Origin of the sequence: Xanthomonas hortorum (genome assembly GCF_024339125.1) — a bacterium.
In the GTDB taxonomy this organism is placed as follows: domain Bacteria; phylum Pseudomonadota; class Gammaproteobacteria; order Xanthomonadales; family Xanthomonadaceae; genus Xanthomonas; species Xanthomonas hortorum.
Genome location: NZ_CP101417.1, coordinates 1,857,336 through 1,877,096 on the forward strand (window position 1 = coordinate 1,857,336; position 19,761 = coordinate 1,877,096).

At 64.7% G+C, this 19,761-nt stretch carries 13 protein-coding genes and 1 pseudogene; 7 read left to right on the forward strand and 7 right to left on the reverse strand.

The genetic code is table 11. The annotated features are described in order from the left end of the window. The 4 genes and pseudogenes from NMB96_RS07730 to NMB96_RS07745 form a co-directional block, all read right to left on the reverse strand. Complete coding sequence (locus NMB96_RS07730) at nucleotides 1-1,566, reverse strand: tryptophan halogenase family protein (RefSeq protein ID WP_023905583.1); 1,566 nt, start codon at nucleotides 1,564-1,566, stop codon at nucleotides 1-3. Between the two features lie 10 nt (nucleotides 1,567-1,576). Next, nucleotides 1,577-2,590 carry a cupin-like domain-containing protein gene (locus NMB96_RS07735; protein ID WP_023905582.1) on the reverse strand — a complete coding sequence of 338 codons (1,014 nt, stop codon included), beginning with the start codon at nucleotides 2,588-2,590 and terminating at the stop codon, nucleotides 1,577-1,579. Beyond that, nucleotides 2,580-3,281, reverse strand: coding sequence for a SapC family protein (locus NMB96_RS07740; RefSeq protein WP_043889534.1), 702 nt, complete (start codon nucleotides 3,279-3,281; stop codon nucleotides 2,580-2,582). Before NMB96_RS07740 ends, NMB96_RS07735 begins: the two co-directional genes overlap by 11 nt. Before the next feature lie 178 nt (nucleotides 3,282-3,459). Next, nucleotides 3,460-6,474, reverse strand: a pseudogene (locus NMB96_RS07745) (TonB-dependent receptor). 255 nt (nucleotides 6,475-6,729) lie between these two features. Here NMB96_RS07745 and NMB96_RS07750 point away from each other — a divergent pair. The 4 genes from NMB96_RS07750 to NMB96_RS07765 all read left to right on the forward strand — a co-directional run bounded on the left by NMB96_RS07750 (nucleotide 6,730) and on the right by NMB96_RS07765 (nucleotide 12,642). Continuing rightward, the gene (locus NMB96_RS07750) at nucleotides 6,730-7,419 is read left to right on the forward strand and encodes a glutathione binding-like protein (protein WP_023905577.1); all 690 of its coding nucleotides are present in this window, start codon (nucleotides 6,730-6,732) and stop codon (nucleotides 7,417-7,419) included. Between the two features lie 412 nt (nucleotides 7,420-7,831). Further along, complete coding sequence (locus tag NMB96_RS07755; protein WP_255086614.1) at nucleotides 7,832-10,060, forward strand: S9 family peptidase; 2,229 nt, start codon at nucleotides 7,832-7,834, stop codon at nucleotides 10,058-10,060. Between the two features lie 238 nt (nucleotides 10,061-10,298). Continuing rightward, nucleotides 10,299-10,766, forward strand: coding sequence for a cytochrome c oxidase assembly factor Coa1 family protein (locus NMB96_RS07760; RefSeq protein ID WP_023905574.1), 468 nt, complete (start codon nucleotides 10,299-10,301; stop codon nucleotides 10,764-10,766). A gap of 70 nt (nucleotides 10,767-10,836) precedes the next feature. Continuing rightward, complete coding sequence (locus NMB96_RS07765) at nucleotides 10,837-12,642, forward strand: DUF885 domain-containing protein (RefSeq protein ID WP_255086615.1); 1,806 nt, start codon at nucleotides 10,837-10,839, stop codon at nucleotides 12,640-12,642. Between the two features lie 264 nt (nucleotides 12,643-12,906). Here NMB96_RS07765 and NMB96_RS07770 read toward each other — a convergent pair whose 3' ends face one another. After that, the gene (locus tag NMB96_RS07770; RefSeq protein WP_233380604.1) at nucleotides 12,907-13,272 is read right to left on the reverse strand and encodes a hypothetical protein; all 366 of its coding nucleotides are present in this window, start codon (nucleotides 13,270-13,272) and stop codon (nucleotides 12,907-12,909) included. 299 nt (nucleotides 13,273-13,571) lie between these two features. After that, on the reverse strand, nucleotides 13,572-14,027 hold the full coding sequence (locus NMB96_RS07775) for a hypothetical protein (protein ID WP_255086616.1): 456 nt from the start codon (nucleotides 14,025-14,027) through the stop codon (nucleotides 13,572-13,574). A 202-nt stretch (nucleotides 14,028-14,229) separates the two neighbouring features. On the opposite strand from NMB96_RS07775, the gene NMB96_RS07780 reads away from it, so the two are divergent. The 3 genes from NMB96_RS07780 to NMB96_RS07790 all read left to right on the forward strand — a co-directional run bounded on the left by NMB96_RS07780 (nucleotide 14,230) and on the right by NMB96_RS07790 (nucleotide 18,230). Beyond that, on the forward strand, nucleotides 14,230-14,472 hold the full coding sequence (locus NMB96_RS07780; protein ID WP_176339772.1) for a hypothetical protein: 243 nt from the start codon (nucleotides 14,230-14,232) through the stop codon (nucleotides 14,470-14,472). A gap of 87 nt (nucleotides 14,473-14,559) precedes the next feature. Further along, nucleotides 14,560-15,549 carry a porphobilinogen synthase gene (gene hemB / locus NMB96_RS07785; RefSeq protein ID WP_255086617.1) on the forward strand — a complete coding sequence of 330 codons (990 nt, stop codon included), beginning with the start codon at nucleotides 14,560-14,562 and terminating at the stop codon, nucleotides 15,547-15,549. A 161-nt stretch (nucleotides 15,550-15,710) separates the two neighbouring features. Further along, nucleotides 15,711-18,230, forward strand: a complete 2,520-nt coding sequence (locus tag NMB96_RS07790) for a PepSY domain-containing protein (protein ID WP_255086618.1) — start codon at nucleotides 15,711-15,713, stop codon at nucleotides 18,228-18,230. Nucleotides 18,231-18,867: 637 nt separating this feature from the next. Here the strand turns inward: NMB96_RS07790 and NMB96_RS07795 are convergent. Then, the gene (locus NMB96_RS07795) at nucleotides 18,868-19,749 is read right to left on the reverse strand and encodes a TolB family protein (protein ID WP_255086619.1); all 882 of its coding nucleotides are present in this window, start codon (nucleotides 19,747-19,749) and stop codon (nucleotides 18,868-18,870) included. Nucleotides 19,750-19,761 lie beyond the last annotated feature (12 nt).

Sequence of the window (19,761 nt, forward strand, 5' to 3'; positions counted from 1 at the left end):
TCATGCCGCCGGGGTGGCGAGCACCGGAGTGGCAGGCAGCCGCGTAGCCGGCTCGGGCAATGGCGGAGCGGGGCAGTAGCGCCGCAGAAAGTCCGCATGCGCGGGCAGCCGTACCAATGCCGCATCGACCCGCGTGCGGATGTTCTCGAGAAAATGATTGAGTTCGGCATCGCCCATCAGGTCGGCCACCGGGTGGTGCTGCTTCGGCGTAATGCCCTGGCCCAGCATCACCTGCACCCACGAGTTCTCGGCAAACAGTTCGTTGGCCTGATGGAACACCCGCCCGCTCTGGCGGAACAGCTCCACCCGATGCCGCAGCGTGTCGGGGATCTCCATCGCCGCGCAATCGCGCCAGAACGGCGTGTCGCGACGGTCGGTGACGTGGTAGTGCAGGATCACGAAATCGCGGATATGGGTGATTTCTTCGGCCGCCTGGCGGTTGTATTCGGCGATATCGCTATCGTTGATGACCTGCGGAAAGGTCTGCATCAAACGGATGATGCCGCGCTGGATCAGATGGATGTTGGTCGATTCCAACGGCTCCAGAAACCCGCTGGCCAGGCCCAGCGCCACGCAGTTCTTTTCCCACACCCGATGCCGCTGGTTCGGGGTGAAACGCAGTGCGCGCGGCTCGGTGAGCGCGCGGCCAGTGAGATTGCGCTGCAAGACCTGCGCAGCGCTGTCCTGGTCCATGTAGCGGCTGGAATACACGATGCCGTTGCCCACCCGGTGCTGCAGCGGAATGCGCCACATCCAGCCGGCCAGATCGGCGCGCGAGCGGGTGTAGGGCACCGGAGCACCAACCGATTCTGTCTGCACTGCCAGCGCGCTGTCGGCAAATAACCAGTGCGACCAATCGTCCGCGCCCACGCCCAGCGTCTTGCCGATCAACAGGCCGGCAAAGCCGGTGCAATCCAGAAACAGATCGCCTTCCACCCGCGTGCCGTTTTTCAGCGTCAGCGCAGTGAGATAGCCGCTATGGGCGTCGGTCTCCACGTGACCGATGCGCCCTTCGATACGTTGTACGCCGAAGCCTTCGCTGAAGCGGCGCAGGAATCGCGCGTACAGACCGGCATCCAGGTGATAGGCGTAATTCATGCCGCCGTTGGGCAGGTGCGCAAAGCGGCCTTCCTGCGCGGCGCGCAGCTCAAGACAGTAGTCGCCGAAGTCGCGCGCCACGCCGCGCTGCCGGCCTTTCAGCCAGAAATGCTGGAAGCCCGCGCTCCAGTGATCGGTGCCGGTATGGCCGAACGAGTGGATGTAGTGCCGGTCGACATCGCGCCAATGCTCGAAGCCGATGCCGAGCTTGATGGTGGCCTGCGTGGCGGCCATGAACGCGGCCTCGTCGATCTCCAGCAGGCGGTGGAAGGTGACCAGGCTGGGGATGGTGGCTTCGCCCACGCCTACCGTGCCGATCTCGTCCGATTCCACCACGGTGATCTGCAGTTGCTTGCCCAGCACTTTCGACAAGGCCGCAGCGGCCATCCAGCCGGCAGTGCCGCCACCGGCGATGACGACGCGCCGCACCGGGCGCTGTCGTGGGTCGGAAGCGTGGGTGTCGGACATGATGAAATCCTCAGCGATTCAGGCGTTGCAGCAAGCGTGCGCGCAAGCTGCGGGCACGGGTCTCGTCCATCGGCGCCAGCACGCCGCGCGCCGCCTCCGGTACATGCGCAGCGGTGCGCGTGTCGGCATCGAACACGTAATGCTCGAATACGTCCTGCCAGATCGCGCGTTGCTCTGCTGGCAGGTCGCGGATGGTGAGCAGCGCCAGCATCAGCGCGTTCATCGGCGAATCCATATAGGCCGGGCTCTGCCGCCACCAGAAATTCACCAGCACGTTGAAGGACTCCAGCGCTTCGATGTGATGCCACCACATGCTGGGAATGAACAACGCATCGCCCGGTCCCAACTCGGCCACCAATGCGTGTTCCAGCGCCTGCGCATAGCGTGGAAAACGCTGCAGATCCGGCGCGGCGATATCCACCAGGCTGACCGGCTGCCCGGCCGGGGTGAGATCGAGCGGGCCGATGTAGAGATTGGCCAGTTGCGTGGGCGGAAACAGGGTGAAGCGGCGGCGCCCGGCGACCACGCAGGCCAGGTTGTCGGGCAGGTCCTGATGGGCGGCAATGCGGGTGCGGTTGCCGATCCAGATGCTGGCCAGTGGTTCGCTCTGCGGCAGGGCGATCGGGTTGTGCGAGCGCAGGCCGGGCAGGTAAGTGTCCAGCGTGGTGGAGCCGACGTAGATCGCCGGTGGCTGCGGCTTATGCAGATCGCGCAGCAAGGTCTCCAGCACCACACTTAGCGGCACGCGCTCGGGGCGGAAGTTGAAGCCGCTCATGTCCCCGTTGTAGAAGAAGCGCCCACCGATTTCCGGCGGACCGACCTGCGCCACCACCGCCTCGCCGCGATCGAAACCGCGCAGGTACGCGGCCGCAGCGTGCGCAGAGGTGGCGCCGGCCTGCGCCAGCGGCCAGTCGCGGACCAGCCCGCGCAATACCAACGGCGTTGTCGAGCGCAGCACGGCTGGGTCCAGCTGTTGCGGGTCCAGTCCGTGCAATTCTTCGATGGCGCGCGGCTCAGCCAGCATGGCGGCGCTGCATGCGGTCGAGCAGATGGCGGAACTGCGCGATCGAGGCCACCGCCATGTACAGCGGTTCCAGATCGCCGTGTCGGTGCAACTCGAGCAACGCCGCATCGTCGAGCGCGCGCAGGCGTTCTTCGTGCACGGCGTAGAGCCCTGCCAGGCGGCATTCCAGGCCGTTTTCCAGCGTGGCCTCGAACACGAACGGTTCCAGCAGATCGTAGCTGAGCAAGCGTGCGACGAAGGCCTCGCTCGCCGCCAGGCCATCATGCAAGGTGCGCAACACCTGGCTGATGCGGTCGAGAAACTCGCTGGTGCCGCCGTGTTCGCGAAACAGCAGCTCGCCGTCGGTGCGGCTGATGCGCGGGCTGTCCAGATCCACGTGCACCATCGGTCCGTCCGCTTGCTCGCCGATCAGGAATGGTTGGCGCTGAATCGCCAGCGGCACGTACGGCGCATCCCAGCGTGCACCGTCCAGAAACAGGTTTTCGCCCAGGCGCAGGCCCAGCAACGCCAGCGGCTGAAAACTGCGCTCGCCATTGCGATGGAACACGATCGGGTACTGCGCTTGCAGCTGGCGAAATTCCTGCGGAAACGTCGCAGCCGACATCACGTCATCGCCGAAGGCGGCGCCGTGCGTGGTGATCACGCGCAGATCGCGGTGATCGAGATTGTTCAACAACACGGCATTGGTCATGGGGGAAAGTGACACATCACGCGGGGCGCGTGGCCCATGCTTGGACAGTTGCTTCGGCGTGGCAAGTCCCGGATGCAACACATCCGGGAAACGCAAAGAGAGCGTCGTGCTAGACGCTCCGGCAGACTCGCTGCCGGGAGCGCTTAAAAGCGCATCACTGCATGAGCAAAGCGCGGCCTCACCAGAACTTGTAGCGCACGCCCAACATGTAGCGCGGTCCGGTCTGGGTGGCATAGACGATCTGGTTCGGGTGACGGCCATGCTGGCGCTGCACCTCGTCGGTGAGGTTGATCGCCTCCAGGCTCAACGACAGGTTCTCGGTCCATTGATACCCGACGCTCAGATCCAGCTGGCCGTAGGCTTCGGTATAGACCGGGTTGGGCTGGCCGCTGCCGTCGAAACGTGCGGCCAGGAATTCGTCGCGCCAGTTGTAGGCCGCACGCACCTGCCACTTGTCGCGGTCGTAGAAGCCGACCACGTTGGCCGAATCGCTCAGGCCTTCCAGCGCGAACTGCTCGCCGATCACTGCGTTGTTGTAGGTCAGCCCGGAGTCGACCATGGTGTAGTTGGCCGACACGCCGAAGCCGCTGTCGCCGAACATGTGCTGCAGGTTGAACTCCCAGCCATCCAGCGAGGCCGAGCGCTGGTTGGCCGGCGCGGTGATGGCGAAGTTGGCCACCGGGTCGCCGGGCTGCCCGCTGATCACGCCGGTGGCATTGCCGTTGGCATCGTCGGCTCCGCGCACCACGCCGGGCGCGCCGCCGCGGTTGCGGAAGATGTAGTTGCGGATACAGGTCAGGTCGGCCGAGGCGCAGCCGTTGCCCAGCGCTTCGTTCCAGTACGCACCGCCCACCGGGGTGTTCAACCCCAGCGAGGTGTCGTTGCGCGTGGTCACGCCGATGTAGTTGTCGATGTTCTTGCGGAAGAAGCCCACCGAGGCGTAGCTGGCATCGCTGTAGTACCACTCCAGCGAGAAATCGATGTTGTGCGAGAGCAGCGGCTTCAGGCCGGGGTTGCCTTCCTGGCCGGTGCCGCCTTCCAGGCGCGCGATCTGGTTGAGCGTCTGCCCGCCCTGGATATCGCCCCAGCCGGGCCGGCCGATGGTTTCGCCGTAGCTGCCGCGCAGCACCAGGTCCTCGGTGAGCTTGAAGCTCAGGTCCAGGCTGGGCAGCCAGTATTCGTACTTGCCGCTGCCGCTGGCGAACGCCGAATCGGCCAGGCGGATCGGCAACTCGTTGTTGGCGACCCAGTCGATGCCGACGGCCACCGGCACCAGCGCCTGCGCGTCCACCTTGGTTTCTTCGTAACGCACACCGGCGGCCAGGCTGATCGGCACGCGCAGATCGTCCCAGCTGTTGTTCCACTGCAGGTAGGCGTTCTTGGATTTTTCGGTCACGCGGCGGTCGGTGGTGAACACCGGCGAGATGCGGTACAGCGCGTCATCGCCCGCCGCTTGCGCGGCGGCCTGACGGGCGCGCTCGAAGTCGAACAGGAACAGCTGGTTGAACTGCGCCGGATTGCCGCTGCCATCGATCGCATCGAAATACTGCGCGAACGAACTCGGAATCCACAGATCGTCCGGATAATCGGCCGCGGTGCCGTTGCCGCCCCAGGTATCGCGCTGCACGTTGGAAAACGCCGAGCGGTTCTTGACCTCGGTGCTGCCGATACCGAACTTCAACTGCGAATAATTTTCGAAGGTGAAGTCGCCGTTGACCTGGGCCTGATCGATCTCCGACTTCATGTAGCTGTTGCGGAACGCCGAGCCGGTGACCAAGGTGCGCGACGGATCCAGCCCGTTCAGGCCGAAACCCAACTGCTGCTGCAACACCGGGAAATCCTTGCTGAAATCCACCACCGAGGTGCCGCGGTAAAAGCCCGAGACGCCCAGCGAATTGCTCGAGCCGTACGGGCTGTCCGCACCGGCTTCGGCGGTGGAGCGGTGGATGTCGAAGTTGAGCTTGAACTGATCGGTCACCGCCCAATCCACGTTGAAGCCCAGCGACTTGTTCTGGTTGCGCGTGGCCGCGTTGGAGCCGGCGGTGGCCAGATCGCTGGTGGCCGGGTTGACGAATTCCGAGTAGGTGATCGGACCGGCCACCGGACCGTTGGTCCAGGCGCTGGCGGAGGGGCCGTAGTTGAACCACACCGACATCTCGTTGCGCTGCTGCTGGATCTTGTTTTCCGAGTACGTGTAATCCAGCGTGGTGGTGATGTTGTCCAGCGGCTTGTACTGCAGTACCAGCTGCCCGTTGGTGCGCTGGCGCTCAACCCCGACCACGCGGTAGTTGAGGTTCTGCGGCACCGAGTAGATGTCGTTCGGGCCGGGGCGGTTGACGATGTTCTCCGAGCCCGGCGCACCCGGCTGCGGGATGGTGCCGTAGGCGGTGGAATCGCCGCGGAACGAACGCCAGCCGTTGGGCACGCCGACCTGGCTGTAGCCGAAGTCGCGTTCCTGGTAGCTACCGCTCAGCGACACGCCAAAGCGTCCATCGGCCGAGGTGTTGCTGAAGATGCCGGAGATTTCCGGCGTCAGCGCATCGCCCTACAGGCGGCCGGGCAGGTTCTCGTTGGACGCATCGTGCACGCCCTTCAGACCCACGTTGGCATGCATGCCCGGGTTGTCCAGCGGCCGGGCGGTCTTGATGTTGATGGTGGCACCGATGCCGCCGGTGGGCGTGCTGGCGCGGCTGGTCTTGAACACCTCGATGCCGGAGATCGACTCGGACGCCAGGTTGGCGAAATCGAACGCGCGCGAGTTGGAGGCGTTGGATTCTTCGATGCTGGCGCCCGGCATCTGCCGGCCGTTCAACAGCACCAGGTTGAAGTCCGGGCCGACGCCACGCACGGTCACGCGCGAACCTTCGCCCAGCGAGCGGTCGATCGACACGCCGCTGATGCGCTGCAGCGACTCGGCCAGGTTGGTATCGGGGAACTTGCCGATGTCCTCGGCCACGATGCCGTCGACGATGCCTTGCGCATCGCGCTTGACGTTCATCGACGAAGTGAGGCTGCCGCGAATACCGCTGACCTGCACGGTATCAAGCGTGGCGGGGTCGGCCTGGCTGGAGCCGGGGACGGTCGAGGCCGACTGCGGCGCCGGCGCGGTCTGCGCGGCCAGCGGCGTCGACAATGCGAACACCAAGGCAGACGTCAAGCGCCGTGTGCGCGGCAGGGTGCGGAGCTCTCTCACGATGATTTCTTCCCCAAGCGAAAAAAAGCCGGCCCCAAGTCAGGACTGGCAAAAGGTCGATGAAACGATCACGCATTTGTTAGCGCAGGCTTAACGAAGTCAATTTGCACTGCAGCATCGGTCGCGACCCAATCGCGTCACACATCGTTCCACTCGGGGCCACGGCGAGCGCACGCGCTGGTAGCGGGCTTGGTCGTACCATCGAACGCCACGGCCCGCCGCTGCGTGCAAACCCCTTCCGAACTGGAGCACCCGATGATCGACCTGTACTACTGGCCCACCCCCAACGGCCACAAGGTCACCTTGTTCCTGGAAGAAGCCGGGCTGGACTACACGCTCAAGCCGGTCAACATCGGCAAGGGCGAACAGTTCGAACCGGCCTTCCTGCAGATCTCGCCCAACAACAAGATGCCGGCGATCGTCGACCACGCACCGGCCGATGGCGGCCCCGCGCAAAGCGTGTTCGAATCCGGCGCGATCCTGTTGTACCTGGCCGAAAAAACCAGCCGCTTCCTGCCGCGCGATGCCCGCGGCCGCATCGCCGCACTGGAATGGCTGTTCTGGCAGATGGGCGGGCTGGGGCCGATGAGCGGCCAGATGGGCCACTTCAACGTCTATGCGCCGGAAAAGATTCCCTACGCGATCGAGCGCTACAACGCCGAAGTGCGCAGATTGCACGGCGTGCTCGACAAGCGCCTGGCCGAGTACGCGTTCCTGGCCGGCCCCGAGTACGGTATCGCCGACATGGCCAGCTACCCCTGGATCGAGGTCTATGGCGACCTCAAGCCGGACTACGCCGCCTTCCCGCATCTCAAGCGCTGGCACGACGCCATCGCCGCGCGTCCGGCCACGCAGCGCGCCTATGCGCTCAAGGACCAGGTCAACCCAAACGCCGGCAAGCCGCTGGGCGAGGAAGAGCGCAAGCACCTGTTCGGCAAGCGCTGAAGCAACGTCGTAGGAGCGGTTGCGCAACAGTACACGCGCATCAACCGCACGCGACACATCAAAGGGGCGTCTCGAGCCCCTCTCCCCCGGGGCGCCAAGGCACGGCTTGCGCGCCACTGGCGCGCGTGCGTTGGTGCGCCCGCGCCGCAAGCGCGGGCTGGGGCGCGGAGCGGGGGTTGGGGTGAGGGTACGGCGTCGCCGGAGACTGACAGCGAACCCCCAATTGCGCTCCCTCGCCACGCGTAGCGACGCGTCATTCCCCACCGCCCCCAGACAGCTCGCGATGCATGCACACCCCCGGCACCATCCATCCCAACGCGCACACGCCTGAGCGGCCAACGCCAGGATCGCCGCGCTTCTCAAATCCGTAGTACCCCCGCATCCTGTGCGCAGTCTTCAGACAGGATCTTCGATGCGTTCCCTGTTCGCCGCCCTTGTCCTCATGCTCAGCACGATCACCACCGCCCACGCCGAAAAACTCACCCTCGACGCCATCACCGGCCCGTTGCCGCTGTCCGGCCCGACGCTGATGAAACCCAAGGTCGCCCCCGATGGTTCGCGCGTGACCTTCCTGCGCGGTAAGGACAATGACCGCAATCAGCTGGATCTGTGGGAGTACGACATCGCCAGCGGCCAGACCCGCCTGCTGGTCGATTCCAAGGTCGTCTTGCCCGGCACCGAAGTCTTGAGCGATGTCGAAAAGGCCCGCCGCGAACGCCAACGCATCGCCGCCTTCGCCGGCATCGTCGATTACCAATGGGCGCCGGACGCGCACGCGCTGCTGTTCCCGCTCGGCGGCGAGTTGTATTTGTACGACCTGCGCAAGACCGGCGCGGCGGCGGTGCGCAAACTCACCCACGGCGAAGGCTTCGCCACCGACGCCAAGCTCTCGCCCAAAGGCGGCTTTGTCAGCTTCGTGCGTGAACGCAATCTGTGGGTGATCGATCTGGCCAGCGGCAAACAGCTGCAGCTCACTCGCGATGGCAGCGAGACCATCGGCAATGGCGTGGCCGAGTTCGTCGCCGACGAAGAAATGGATCGCCACACCGGCTATTGGTGGGCGCCGGACGATTCGGCGATTGCTTTCGCGCGTATCGACGAATCCGGCGTGCCGGTGCAGAAACGCCCGGAAGTCTATGCCGACCACACCGAGGTGATCGAACAGCGCTATCCGCAGGCCGGTCAGCCGAATGTGGTTGTGCAACTGGGCGTCATCGCACCGCGTGCCAGTGCGACGCCACGCTGGATCGATCTGGGCAACAACCCCGATATCTATCTCGCCCGCGTGGACTGGCGCGATGCGCAACGGCTGACCTTCCAACGCCAATCGCGCGATCAGAAAACCCTCGAGTTGATCGAAACCACGCTGGCCAGCGGCAAACAGCGCGTGCTCATCACCGAGACCTCGCCAACCTGGGTGCCGCTCAACAACGACCTGCGTTTTCTCAAGGACGGCCGCTTTGTCTGGAACTCCGAGCGCAGCGGTTACGAGCATCTCTACGTTGCCTCCGAGGATGGCCGCACGCTGACTCCGCTGACTTCCGGCGCCTGGGTGGTCGATGCACTGCTTGCCGTCGATGAGCACGCCGGCACGGTGTACTTTTCCGCAAGCAAGGAATCGCCGACCCAGACCCACATCTACGCCGTGCCGCTGGCCGGCGGTGCGATCGAAAAACGTTCAAAAACCAACGGCACGCATGTAGCCAGTTTCGCCAGCAATGCCAGCGTCTATGTCGATAGCTGGTCCAACACCAGCACGCCGCCGCAGATCGAGCTGTTCCGCGCCAATGGCGAAAAAATTGCCACGCTGCTCAAGAACGATCTGGCCGATCCGCAGCACCCTTACGCCAAGTACCGCGACGCGCAGCGCCCGGTGGAATTCGGCACGCTCACCGCTGCCGATGGCAAGACTCCGCTGCAGTATCGCCTGATCAAGCCGGACAACTTCGACCCGGCCAAGCGCTATCCGGTGATGGTGTACGTGTATGGCGGCCCCGCCGCGCAAACCGTGCTCGATGCCTGGCCGAGCCGTGGCGATGCGCTGTTCGATCAATACCTGGCCCAGCGCGGCTATGTGGTGTTCTCGCTGGACAACCGCGGCACCCCGCGGCGCGGCCGCGACTTTGGCGGCGCGCTGTACGGCAAGCAGGGCACTGTCGAAGTGGACGACCAACTGCAGGGTGTGGCCTGGCTCAAGGCGCAGCGCTGGGTCGATCCCACACGCATCGGCGTGCAAGGCTGGTCCAACGGCGGCTACATGACCTTGATGCTGCTCGCCAAACACAGCGATGCGTATGCCTGCGGCGTGGCCGGCGCACCGGTCACCGATTGGGGGCTGTACGACACGCATTACACCGAGCGTTACATGGACCTGCCGGCCGGCAATGTCGACGGCTACCGCGACGCACGCATCGCTACTCATCTGGACGGCCTGCGCGCCAAGCTGCTGCTGATCCACGGCATGGCCGACGACAACGTGCTGTTCACCAATTCCACCGCGCTGATGAGCGACATCCAGCAGCGCGGAACCGCCTTCGAACTGATGACCTATCCCGGCGCCAAGCACGGCCTGTCAGGCGCTACAGCGTTGCATCGTTACAAGACCGCAGAGGCCTTTATCCAGCGTTGCTTGATGCCCTAATCCAGACATCGGCTGGCTGCGCGGTTGTCGCAGCTCACTGAGGCCTTGGTGTTCATCGTGATCGATGCGGTGCGCTACACCTGCGGCCATCACACACAAGCGCCACCGCGTCGGCGCAACGTCTGCCGTTCTTCCGCCAGCGGTGCTGGGTCGGCATTCTTGTGCAACTGACAGGCACGCGTGGTTGCGGCCAGCTGCCCCCCTCAACCGTTGCTCACCGCACTGCAAAGGACCTGCCATGTCACTCCCGCCACCGATTCCAGGGTCACCGCAACGCGGCGTGCGAGCACCCGAGTTCTGGAGCCGCCACTGGAAATGGATCGTGCCCGGCATCGGGCTGGCGCTGTTTGTGGTGTTGGCGCTGGTGGTCGGCGCGCTGGTCTACGTGATCACCGGGGCGGTGAAGTCCAGCGATGTGTACAGCGGTGCGCTGCACATCGCGCGCTCCGATACACGGGTGATGCAAGCGCTGGGCACGCCGATCGACGAGGCTTTTCTGCCCGACGGCAGCGTCAGCTACGTCGGTCCACTAGGGGAAGCGCATTTCAGTGTTGGCCTGCACGGGCCGCGCGGGCAGGGCAGTGTGCAAGTGGACGCCACACGCAGGCACGGCCGCTGGACGTACCAGACGTTGACATTCGCCAGCGCACAGGCCGATCCGATCAGTCTGTTGCCCGCTGCGCAACCGCCGCCTTGCCAGCCATGACCTAAGACGCATTGCCGCCACCGCCGCAGATGGGTAGGGTCGCGCTACTTCTCCTTGCAGATGCCTTTCCATGAAACCACTTGTCGTTGCTGTCGCGCTCGTTCTGGGCACCGCGTTGCCGGTGTCCCAAGCCCCGGCCCAGAGCCAGACGACCAAGGCCGCGCCGGCCCAACGCCCGACGCCGGCCTGGGTACAGACCAGCAACGGCTACGCACAGATCCTGCTCACTGCGCAGGCCCCGTTTCAGCCCGAATACGCCAGCTTCTTCGGTGTGCCCGGCTACGACGACCAGGTCATCGACCTGGGCCCAGGCAATGCAGCGCGCTATCGCGATGCGATGAGCAAGGCGCGCGCCGCGTTGCAGGCCAAGCTGGCGACCGAGCGCGATGCCAACGTGCGTCAGGATCTGCAGATCATGATCGGCGCGGCCGAACAGAACATCGAGGGCAGCGAACTCAACGAGCGCTACCTGTTGCCGTGGAACGATGCGCCGCAGCTGGTCTTCAGTGGCCTCAACGGGTTGTTGTCCGACCAGACCGTGCCCGAGCGCCGCGCAAAGGCGCTGGACCGGCTCAAGCGTTACGTCGGCCTGGTGCCGGGCAGCACGCCCACCACCACGCTGGCCCGCCAGCGTTACGAAGAACAGCTCGGCAATAAGGCCTTGTTGCAGCCAACCGAACGCGAAGTGGAGCAGGCACTGGCGAACGTGGACACCTACGTCGCCGGCATCGGCGAGTTGTTCGCCAAGTACAAGATCGCCGGCGCCGACGAAGCGCTCAAGGCGATGTCCACCCAGTTGAAGGACTACGCCAACTGGACCCGCACCACGGTGCTTCCCAAGACGCGCAAGGACACCCGCCTGCCCGAGCCGCTGTACGCGTTCCAGCTCAAGCAGGTGGGCATCGATATCGCCCCGCAGCAGTTGATCCAGCGCGCGCAGCTGGAATTCATGGAAACCCGCTCGGTCATGCAACAGCTCGCCCCGCTGGTGGCCAAGGCCAAGGGCGTGCAGGGCAGCGATTACGTGCAGGTGATCCGCGCGCTCAAGGGCAACACCATCGCCGATGACCAGCTGGAAACCCACTACCGCGGCGTGATCGACCAGATCGACCCGATCATCCGTCAGCAGCGCATCGTCGATGTGCCCAAGCGCCCCATGCAGATGCGCCTGGGCAGCGCCGCCGAAAGCGCCGCACAACCGGCACCGCACTTCCTGCCCGCACCGCTGATCGGCAACACCGGCCAGCAGGGCCAGTTCGTGCTGCCGCTGGGCAACCCGACCGCCGATGGCGCCAAGAAGGAGCAGTACGACGACTTCAACTTCGGCTCGGCCGCCTGGACGCTCAGCGCGCACGAGGGCCGCCCCGGCCACGAACTGCAGTTCACCGCCATGGTCGAACGCGGCGTCTCGCTGGCGCGCAGCATGTTCGCGTTCAACTCGGTCAACGTCGAAGGCTGGGCGCTGTATGCCGAAGCCGAAATGGTCCCGTACGAACCGCTCGACGGCCAGCTGATCGCCCTGCAGTTCCGCCTGCTGCGCGCTGCCCGCGCCATGCTCGACCCGATGCTCAACCTCGGCCTGATCGACCGCGAACGCGCCCGCCAGGTGCTCGAAGACGATGTCGGCCTCTCGCCCGCCATGACCCGCCAGGAACTGGACCGCTACACCGTCCGCGCCCCCGGCCAGGCCGGCAGCTACTTCTACGGCTACACCCGCATCCTCGAGCTGCGTATGCGCACCGAATTGGCACTAGGCAAGAAGTTCGACCGCCTGGCCTTCAACAACTTCCTGCTCGACCAAGGCCTGCTGCCGCCGGATCAGCTGGCCAAGGCAGTGGAAACGCAGTTTGTTCCGGCGCAGCGGAAGTCATTGTAGGAGCGCTGGTTGACTGGGATTTGCCGGCCGTTCAAATGCTAGGCTAAGGGCGCGGCTTCCGCAGCGCGCCAGGGCGATGATCCGACGTGGTTATTCTGGAAGCTGCATCCACTCGATGCAGCTCAATTCGAAATTGAACAATCGTGATCTGCTCTCTAACTAGTAGAAGTAGGCCTGATACAACGCCTGGCAGATCTTCAGTGCAGCAAAGGTAGATCCGACGTGCATTGTCGACACCCTCGGCAGTAAACGCGGTTGAGGAGCTTAATGGTTGAACGGAACGTTTTCAGGCCGCTTTTGGCCTGTCCACTTACCTTGCTTACTAGCATCTGGGCAAATGGACTGGTATTGGGCGAGAGCGGCAATCGCTGTCGGTGTCCATGCCTGAAGACAGACCGGGCCCGCGCAGCAGGGCGACAGGCTCGGTACAAGGCAATAGCCAGGAGCCGCTACCCACGACCCGCTGATGGGATCGATAGGTAGCCAATTTTTATCGTTATCTTTGCAGCCTTGCGTACAGAACACAAAAGGATCGTTGTCGCGGCATACGAGGGGTTGGTAAGTGCCCTTGGCTTGAACTTCAGCCTGTCCAATAAAAAATAACGCCAATATCCATATCAAGTTCTTCATCACTAATCCTTATGTTGAGGAGGTCAGTAAGGCGTTCGATAGAAAACGATGAATCGCAATGCGCGCTCTTGGGCGTCTTAGCGCATCGATTTGTCTGTAACCTAGCGCGTGACTGATGCAAACCGCTTTGTTCAGTAAGAATACTGTATCCGGTTTGGGGTTTCATCAGGCATGGGCGCGGCACAACATTGCACTTGACAATGCGTTAGTGCTAGTCCTGCTAACAACAAGCTCCATCGTGGATGGCTGAATTAGTGCCTCTCCACGATCAAGATATTTCGACGATGGAGACGTGTCTATTACTGCCCCTGCCCCTGCCCCTGTGACCGCGTTGCATCTGCTGCACCCGCAGGCACCCAGATCGCCATACCAGCCGCGCGTTTCTGCGTAGTCGGGATCCCGATCCCCAGCCCGCCGCCGACGCGGCCGCCGTAGCTGCCGCCGCCCACCGACAGGCCGCCGCCGGAGCGTTCCGAGCCTACGCCCACAATGACCACGCCGTTGGCGCCGAGCTTGGCGGCTTCGCGCTTGAGCCGCATGACGGCGGCATCGGTCTGGCCCTGGGTGCCGAAGCCGGCCGCGCTGGTGGATTCGAGCTGGGCAATCTCCACCGAGCCGACCGGGGCGTTGGAGTACACCTGGACCTGCGCCGGGTCGATCGGCGCACGCGCCTGGCCCAGCATGACCTTGGAGCTGCTGGCGCAGCCGGCCAGGAGCATGGCGAGCCCAGCGGCGATGACGACATGCTTGTTCATGGTGAAGCCCCCTGTTGAACGACAGTGACAGCGATGATCCGGCGCCCGGACTGAATCGCGCCGGACTTTGCCGCACCCTAGCCATGCCCATGTGAGGCTGCCGCCAAGCCGCCATTGGTCAGGGTGACCACCTGCCCACTGCGTCTCGGCGGGCGCGGCGCTAAGCTCAGGCCTTCTATGAATGACGAGGTGACACGTGGGATTGATCAGCCTGCTGTGGGGCATTGTGGCGCTGCTGTGGATGGTTCTGGCCTTTATCCCCCTGTTGGGTTGGGGCAACTGGTTCCTGATTCCGTTTGCGGCGGTGGGCGCGCTGATCGCGGCGATCGCGCTGCTGTTTACCTCGGCCGGCAACCGCGGGCGTGCCAAGACCGGCTTGCTGCTCAATGCCGTGGTGATCGTGGTCGGGGTGATCCGCCTGGGCCTGGGCGGTGGGGTGATCTGACCCGTTGCAGTGCTGCGACACAGCGTCGCAGCACGTCCAGCGACAGATGGCGGGCGTAAACTTGCCGGCTGCTGACAGGAGCCCACGATGGCCCATCCTCACTACCGTCCCCGCCGCATGCGCCATGACGCGTTTTCGCGTCGGTTGATGCGCGAAAACACGCTGACCACCGACGATTTGATCTGGCCGGTGTTCGTGCACGAGTTATCCGGCCGCGCGCCGATCGCCTCGATGCCGGGCGTGGAGCGCCTGTCGCTGGACGAATTGCTGCACGAGGCGGAAAACGCGCTGGAACTGGGCATCCCGGTGATCGATCTGTTCCCGGTGATCGACCCGGCCGGCAAGAGCCTGGACGCGGCCGAAGCCTGGAACCCGGACGGCCTGGCGCAGCGTGCGGTGCGTGCGCTGAAAGCGCGTTTCCCCGAGCTGGGCATCATGACCGACGTGGCGCTGGATCCGTACACCACGCACGGCCAGGACGGCATTATCGATCACAAGGGCTATGTGCTCAACGAGATCACCGTCGAGGCACTGGTCAGGCAATCGCTGTCGCATGCCGAAGCGGGTGTGGACATCATTTCGCCGTCGGACATGATGGACGGGCGCATCGGTGCGATCCGCCGCGCGCTCGATGCGCAGGACCATCTCAACGTGCGCATCATGGCGTATTCGGCCAAGTACGCCTCGGCGTTCTACGGCCCGTTCCGCGATGCGGTGGGCAGCGCCGGCAATCTGGGCAAGGCCGACAAGACCACCTATCAGATGGACCCTGCCAACAGCGACGAGGCGATGCGCGAGATCGCGCTGGATCTGGAAGAAGGCGCGGACATGGTGATGGTCAAGCCGGGCATGCCGTATCTGGATGTGGTGCGGCGGGTCAAAGAAGAGTTCCGTGTGCCGACCTTCGCGTATCAGGTCAGCGGCGAGTACGCGATGCTCAAGGCCGCCGCCGCCAATGGCTGGCTGGACGAGCGCCGCTGCGTGCTGGAAGCGTTGATGGCCTTCAAGCGCGCCGGCGCCGATGGCGTGCTGACCTATTTCGCGCCGCAAGTGGCGCGTTGGTTGCGCGAGGGCTGATTCCCGTGCAGCCAGCACGCACGCGGATGACGGTGGTGATCGAGCAGTAATCAAGCGTGGCGTGCCGGCATTCGAATGCCGTGGCACCGCCAGCCGCGCGCCAAACTGCGATAACGATTCTCATCTACAATGGCGAGCCTACTGCTCCAGGCTGCTCGCGCGTGCTCAAGACCGTTCTGTTCCAACTGCACTGGTTGCTCGGCATCACCGCCGGGCTGGTGCTGTCGGTGATGGGGTTGACCGGCGCGTTGATGTCCTTCGAAAACGAGATCGTGCGGTTGGCCAATCCGGCCATCGCGCAGTTGGCCGAGCGGCATGCGGCAGGTGAGCGACCGTTGCCGATCGATGCATTGCTGCGCAAGCTCGATCTGGACCAGCAGCAGGCGGTCACGCGCATGCTGATCGACCCCACCGGCGCGCGTCCGTCCACCGCACGCCTGGCCGGCAAAGGGGGCGGGCGGGTGTATTTCGATCCGTATACCGGCGAACAGGTCGCCGCTCCGCGGTTGAGTGGTGCGTTTGCATTTATCGAAGATCTGCATCGCCATCTGACTGCCGGCAAGCGCGGCCAGGCAGTGACCGGTGCAAGCACCTTGATCCTGCTGTTCTTCTGCGCATCGGGCCTGTATCTGCGTTGGCCGCGACGTTGGTGGAGTCTGCGCACCTGGTGGGCGGTGGAATGGCGGCGGCAGGGGCGCAGTTTTCTGTGGAGCCTGCACGCGGTGTTCGGCACCTGGTGTCTGTTGGTGTATCTGCTGGTTGCGCTGACCGGGCTGACCTGGTCCTACACCTGGTATCGCGATGGCATGGTGGCCTTGCTCGGCACCGAGCCGGCGATGCGCGGCGACGGGCGCGATCATCGGCCGGCGACGGTGGATTTCGCAGCCGTGCAGCGCACTCTGGATTCCATTCCGGCCACGCGTATTTCTGCGCTGGATCTGCGTATTCCTCCTCGTGTCGGGCAACCGCTGAGCGCGCGATTCCTGCCCGACAATCCCGACCACGATCGTGCTTACGACAATCTGGAAATCGATCCGGCCAGCGGCACGCTGCTCAAACGCCAGGACTACGCATTGCTGCCGTACGGGCAGCAGTTGCTGGTCAGCATGTTCCCGCTGCATTCGGGCAGTTTCTTCGGTCTGCCGGGCCGCATCGTGGTGATGCTGGCCAGTGTCGGCATGTCGGTGTTCTTCGTCACCGGCTGGATGCTGTACCTGGACCGCCGCCGCAAGAAGCGCGAACTGCGCGCCGCGCGCGTTGTATTGCACAGTGCACCGGCGGCCTCGCAGGCCGAGCCGTGGTTGATCGGATTCGCCAGTCAGAGCGGATTCGCCGAGCGCCTTGCCTGGCAGGCGGCCGGGCATTTGCAGGCCGCCGGTCTGCCGGTGCAGGTGCGCTCGCTGGCGCAGCTGGACGCGCAGCACCTGCAAGGCACCCGGCATGCGTTGTTTGTGGTCAGTACCTTCGGCGACGGCGAGCCGCCGGACGCGGCGCGCGGCTTCGAGCGTGAGTTGCTGCGTCAGCGGCTGGCGTTGCCGCAGCTGGCGTATGCGGTGCTTGCGCTGGGCGACCGGCAATACGCGCAGTTCTGCGGGTTTTCGCGGCGCATCGAGCAGTGGTTGAACACGCAGGGCGCGCAGCCGTTGTTCCCCGCAGTGGAAATGGACAACGCCGATCCGCAGGCCCTGGCGCAGTGGCATGCGCAATTGGGGCAGATCGCCGGCGCACCGGTTGCCGCCGTCCCATTGACGCGCCCGACGCTGATGCACTGGACACTGTCATCGCGCACCCACCTCAACCCGGGCAGCGAAGGCGCGCCGATCTGGCGCATCGATCTGCATCCGCCGGCCGATGCGCACTGGCAGGCTGGCGACATCCTCGAAGTGCAGCCCGCGCATGCCGACGTGCAGGTACGCACCTGTCTGGCTGCGTGGGGGCTGCAGCTCGACGCGCTGGTGCATGTGCACGCGCAGCTGCTGCCGCTGCAGCAAGCCGCTACCGAGCGCGTGTTGCCGGAACCGCCAGCAACGCCGCCGGCCTCCACGCCCGATCCACAAACATGGCTGGATGCCTGCGCCTGGCTACCCACCCGCGATTACTCACTGGCCAGCGTGCCGGCCGATGGCAGCGCGACTGCCGTCGTGCGCCTGACCACCTGCGCCGATGGCAGTCCCGGTCTGGGCTCGGGTTGGTTGATCTGCCATGCGCCTGTGGGCGCGCCAGTGCGTGCGCGTCTGCGCACCAATCCCGGTTTTCATCGTGTCGAACACGCGCCGATGGTGTTGATCGGTAACGGCACCGGCATCGCCGGCTTGCGCGGCTTGTTGCGTGAAGCCGAACTGGCCGGGGTGCACGGGCATTGGTTGCTGTTCGGCGAACGTCATGCCGCGCACGACCGGCTGTTTGCCGACGAACTGCAGGCCTGGCAGCGCAGTGGTCATCTGCAGCAACTGGATTGGGTGTTCTCGCGCGACCAGGCGCACAAGCGCTATGTGCAGCATCAACTGCGCGAAGCCGGCGATGCACTACGCCACTGGATCGATCGCGGTGCGGTGATGTACGTCTGCGGCAGCCTGGACAGCATGGCGCGCGAAGTCGATGCTGCACTGCGCGAGATCCTGGGCGAGACGCGATTGGAGTCGTTGACCGCAGCGGGGCGTTATCGGCGCGATGTGTATTGAGCGCGGTCATGACCACTGCATCGCAGCCCTAGCCGAATTTTATTTAATACAGTCAGAAGCTAGTGAGTCGAGGGCGCGATGCCCTCACCGCTCGCGGGACACGCCGCAAGTACGTCCGTGTAGGCTCGGTGGCGGCATCCATGCCGCCACACGGTCCCGCAATCGGTGAGGACACCGCACCAGAGAGTTGGTCGGTAGTTTGATGAAGGCCTACCTGTTGATCGCGTTGTGTTTTGCGTTGCGAAGTTAATCGGCCGCAGCGTTATCCAAACAACACACCATGCCTTGCTTGCAACCATGCGTACCGACTATCTCGACTGGTCCTTGCCTGCCCACCGTCGCGGGACCTTACGCGGCATGGATGCCGCGTAAGAGCCTACACGGACGTACTTGCGGCGTGTCCCGCGACGGTGAGCGGGCAAGGACCCTGCAGCCAAGTCGAAGATCATTGGCTCTACAAATGATCCATCTGCATTGTCTAAACACTCCTTACTTGCGGTGTGCCCAGCGATGCCAGGCCGGCAAGGACACTGCCGCAAATCCGTGGCAAAGCCGCAGCTCAGCTACCCTGCAACGGACCGGCGTGACGTAAGTTTTGTCAGCCGCTCTCAGTCTGATTTCGCGCATCCACTCACCCTCAACGGCAACTGGCATCCCCATCCACCGCCGGCGCCTTCATCCGGTAGATATCCAGTTGCCCCGCGCGCGGTGCACGCGCGCTGCCCGTCACCAGCAACTCGCCCGGCTTGGCCGCATCCACCACCGCCCCGAAAGTGCGTTCCTGCGGCCCGTTGAACGACAGCGGCAACGCCTGGCCCGCGCCGTAATGCCCGTTCTCGCACGTCGCCAGCAATAACTGGCTGGGCCCATCTGTCTGCCCGCGCGCCCACACCAGCCCGCGCCCATCGCCGAGCCAGGCCGCATCCAGCTCATCGGCAGCGCTGTTGATGTCGCTCAACGGCACCGGTGCAACGAAGGCCTGCCCGTCCCAACGTGCCACGAACACGTCCATGCCGCCGGCACCGCCGTGCCCATCGCTGGCGAACAGCAATCGCGTGCCGTCCAGCGACAGGGTCGGGGAGCGCTCGTTGCCGCGGCTGTTGATCGCTGCGCCCAGCGATTGCACCGCACCGATCCCGCCCTGCGCATCCACCGGCGCGCGATACAGGTCGGCGCCGCCAGCACCGCCGGGCCGGGTGGAGGCGAACAGCAGCCAGCGGCCATCGGCACTGAACAATGGCGAGGTCTCGTCATGCGTGCTGTTGATCGGCAGCGGCTGCGCGTTCTGCCAACGCCCGCCGCTCAGTTGGGCCTGCCACAGATCCCAGCCGCCGGCACCCCCGGCGCGGTCGCTGGCCCAGACGATGCGCTGGCCGTCCGGGCTCAACGTGGCGTGTGCTTCGTTGGCCGGCGTGGAGACCACGCCCATGCCTTCGATGCCGAACTCGGCAAGCCCCGACGCAGCCGGGACGAAGAGTAAACTTGCCGCCAGCGCGAGCAGCGTCCATCGGTATTGCATGCGGTGTTCCTG

Coding starts and splice junctions, on each gene's coding strand:
- NMB96_RS07765 (WP_255086615.1), top strand. CDS start 10,837: ATGAAACCACTTGTCGTTGCTGTCGCGCTCGTTCTGGGCACCGCGTTG.
- NMB96_RS07740 (WP_043889534.1), bottom strand. CDS start 3,281: ATGACCAATGCCGTGTTGTTGAACAATCTCGATCACCGCGATCTGCGC.
- NMB96_RS07730 (WP_023905583.1), bottom strand. CDS start 1,566: ATGTCCGACACCCACGCTTCCGACCCACGACAGCGCCCGGTGCGGCGC.
- NMB96_RS07750 (WP_023905577.1), top strand. CDS start 6,730: ATGATCGACCTGTACTACTGGCCCACCCCCAACGGCCACAAGGTCACC.
- hemB (WP_255086617.1), top strand. CDS start 14,560: ATGGCCCATCCTCACTACCGTCCCCGCCGCATGCGCCATGACGCGTTT.
- NMB96_RS07775 (WP_255086616.1), bottom strand. CDS start 14,027: ATGAACAAGCATGTCGTCATCGCCGCTGGGCTCGCCATGCTCCTGGCC.
- NMB96_RS07760 (WP_023905574.1), top strand. CDS start 10,299: ATGTCACTCCCGCCACCGATTCCAGGGTCACCGCAACGCGGCGTGCGA.
- NMB96_RS07755 (WP_255086614.1), top strand. CDS start 7,832: ATGCGTTCCCTGTTCGCCGCCCTTGTCCTCATGCTCAGCACGATCACC.
- NMB96_RS07770 (WP_233380604.1), bottom strand. CDS start 13,272: ATGAAGAACTTGATATGGATATTGGCGTTATTTTTTATTGGACAGGCT.
- NMB96_RS07735 (WP_023905582.1), bottom strand. CDS start 2,590: ATGCTGGCTGAGCCGCGCGCCATCGAAGAATTGCACGGACTGGACCCG.
- NMB96_RS07795 (WP_255086619.1), bottom strand. CDS start 19,749: ATGCAATACCGATGGACGCTGCTCGCGCTGGCGGCAAGTTTACTCTTC.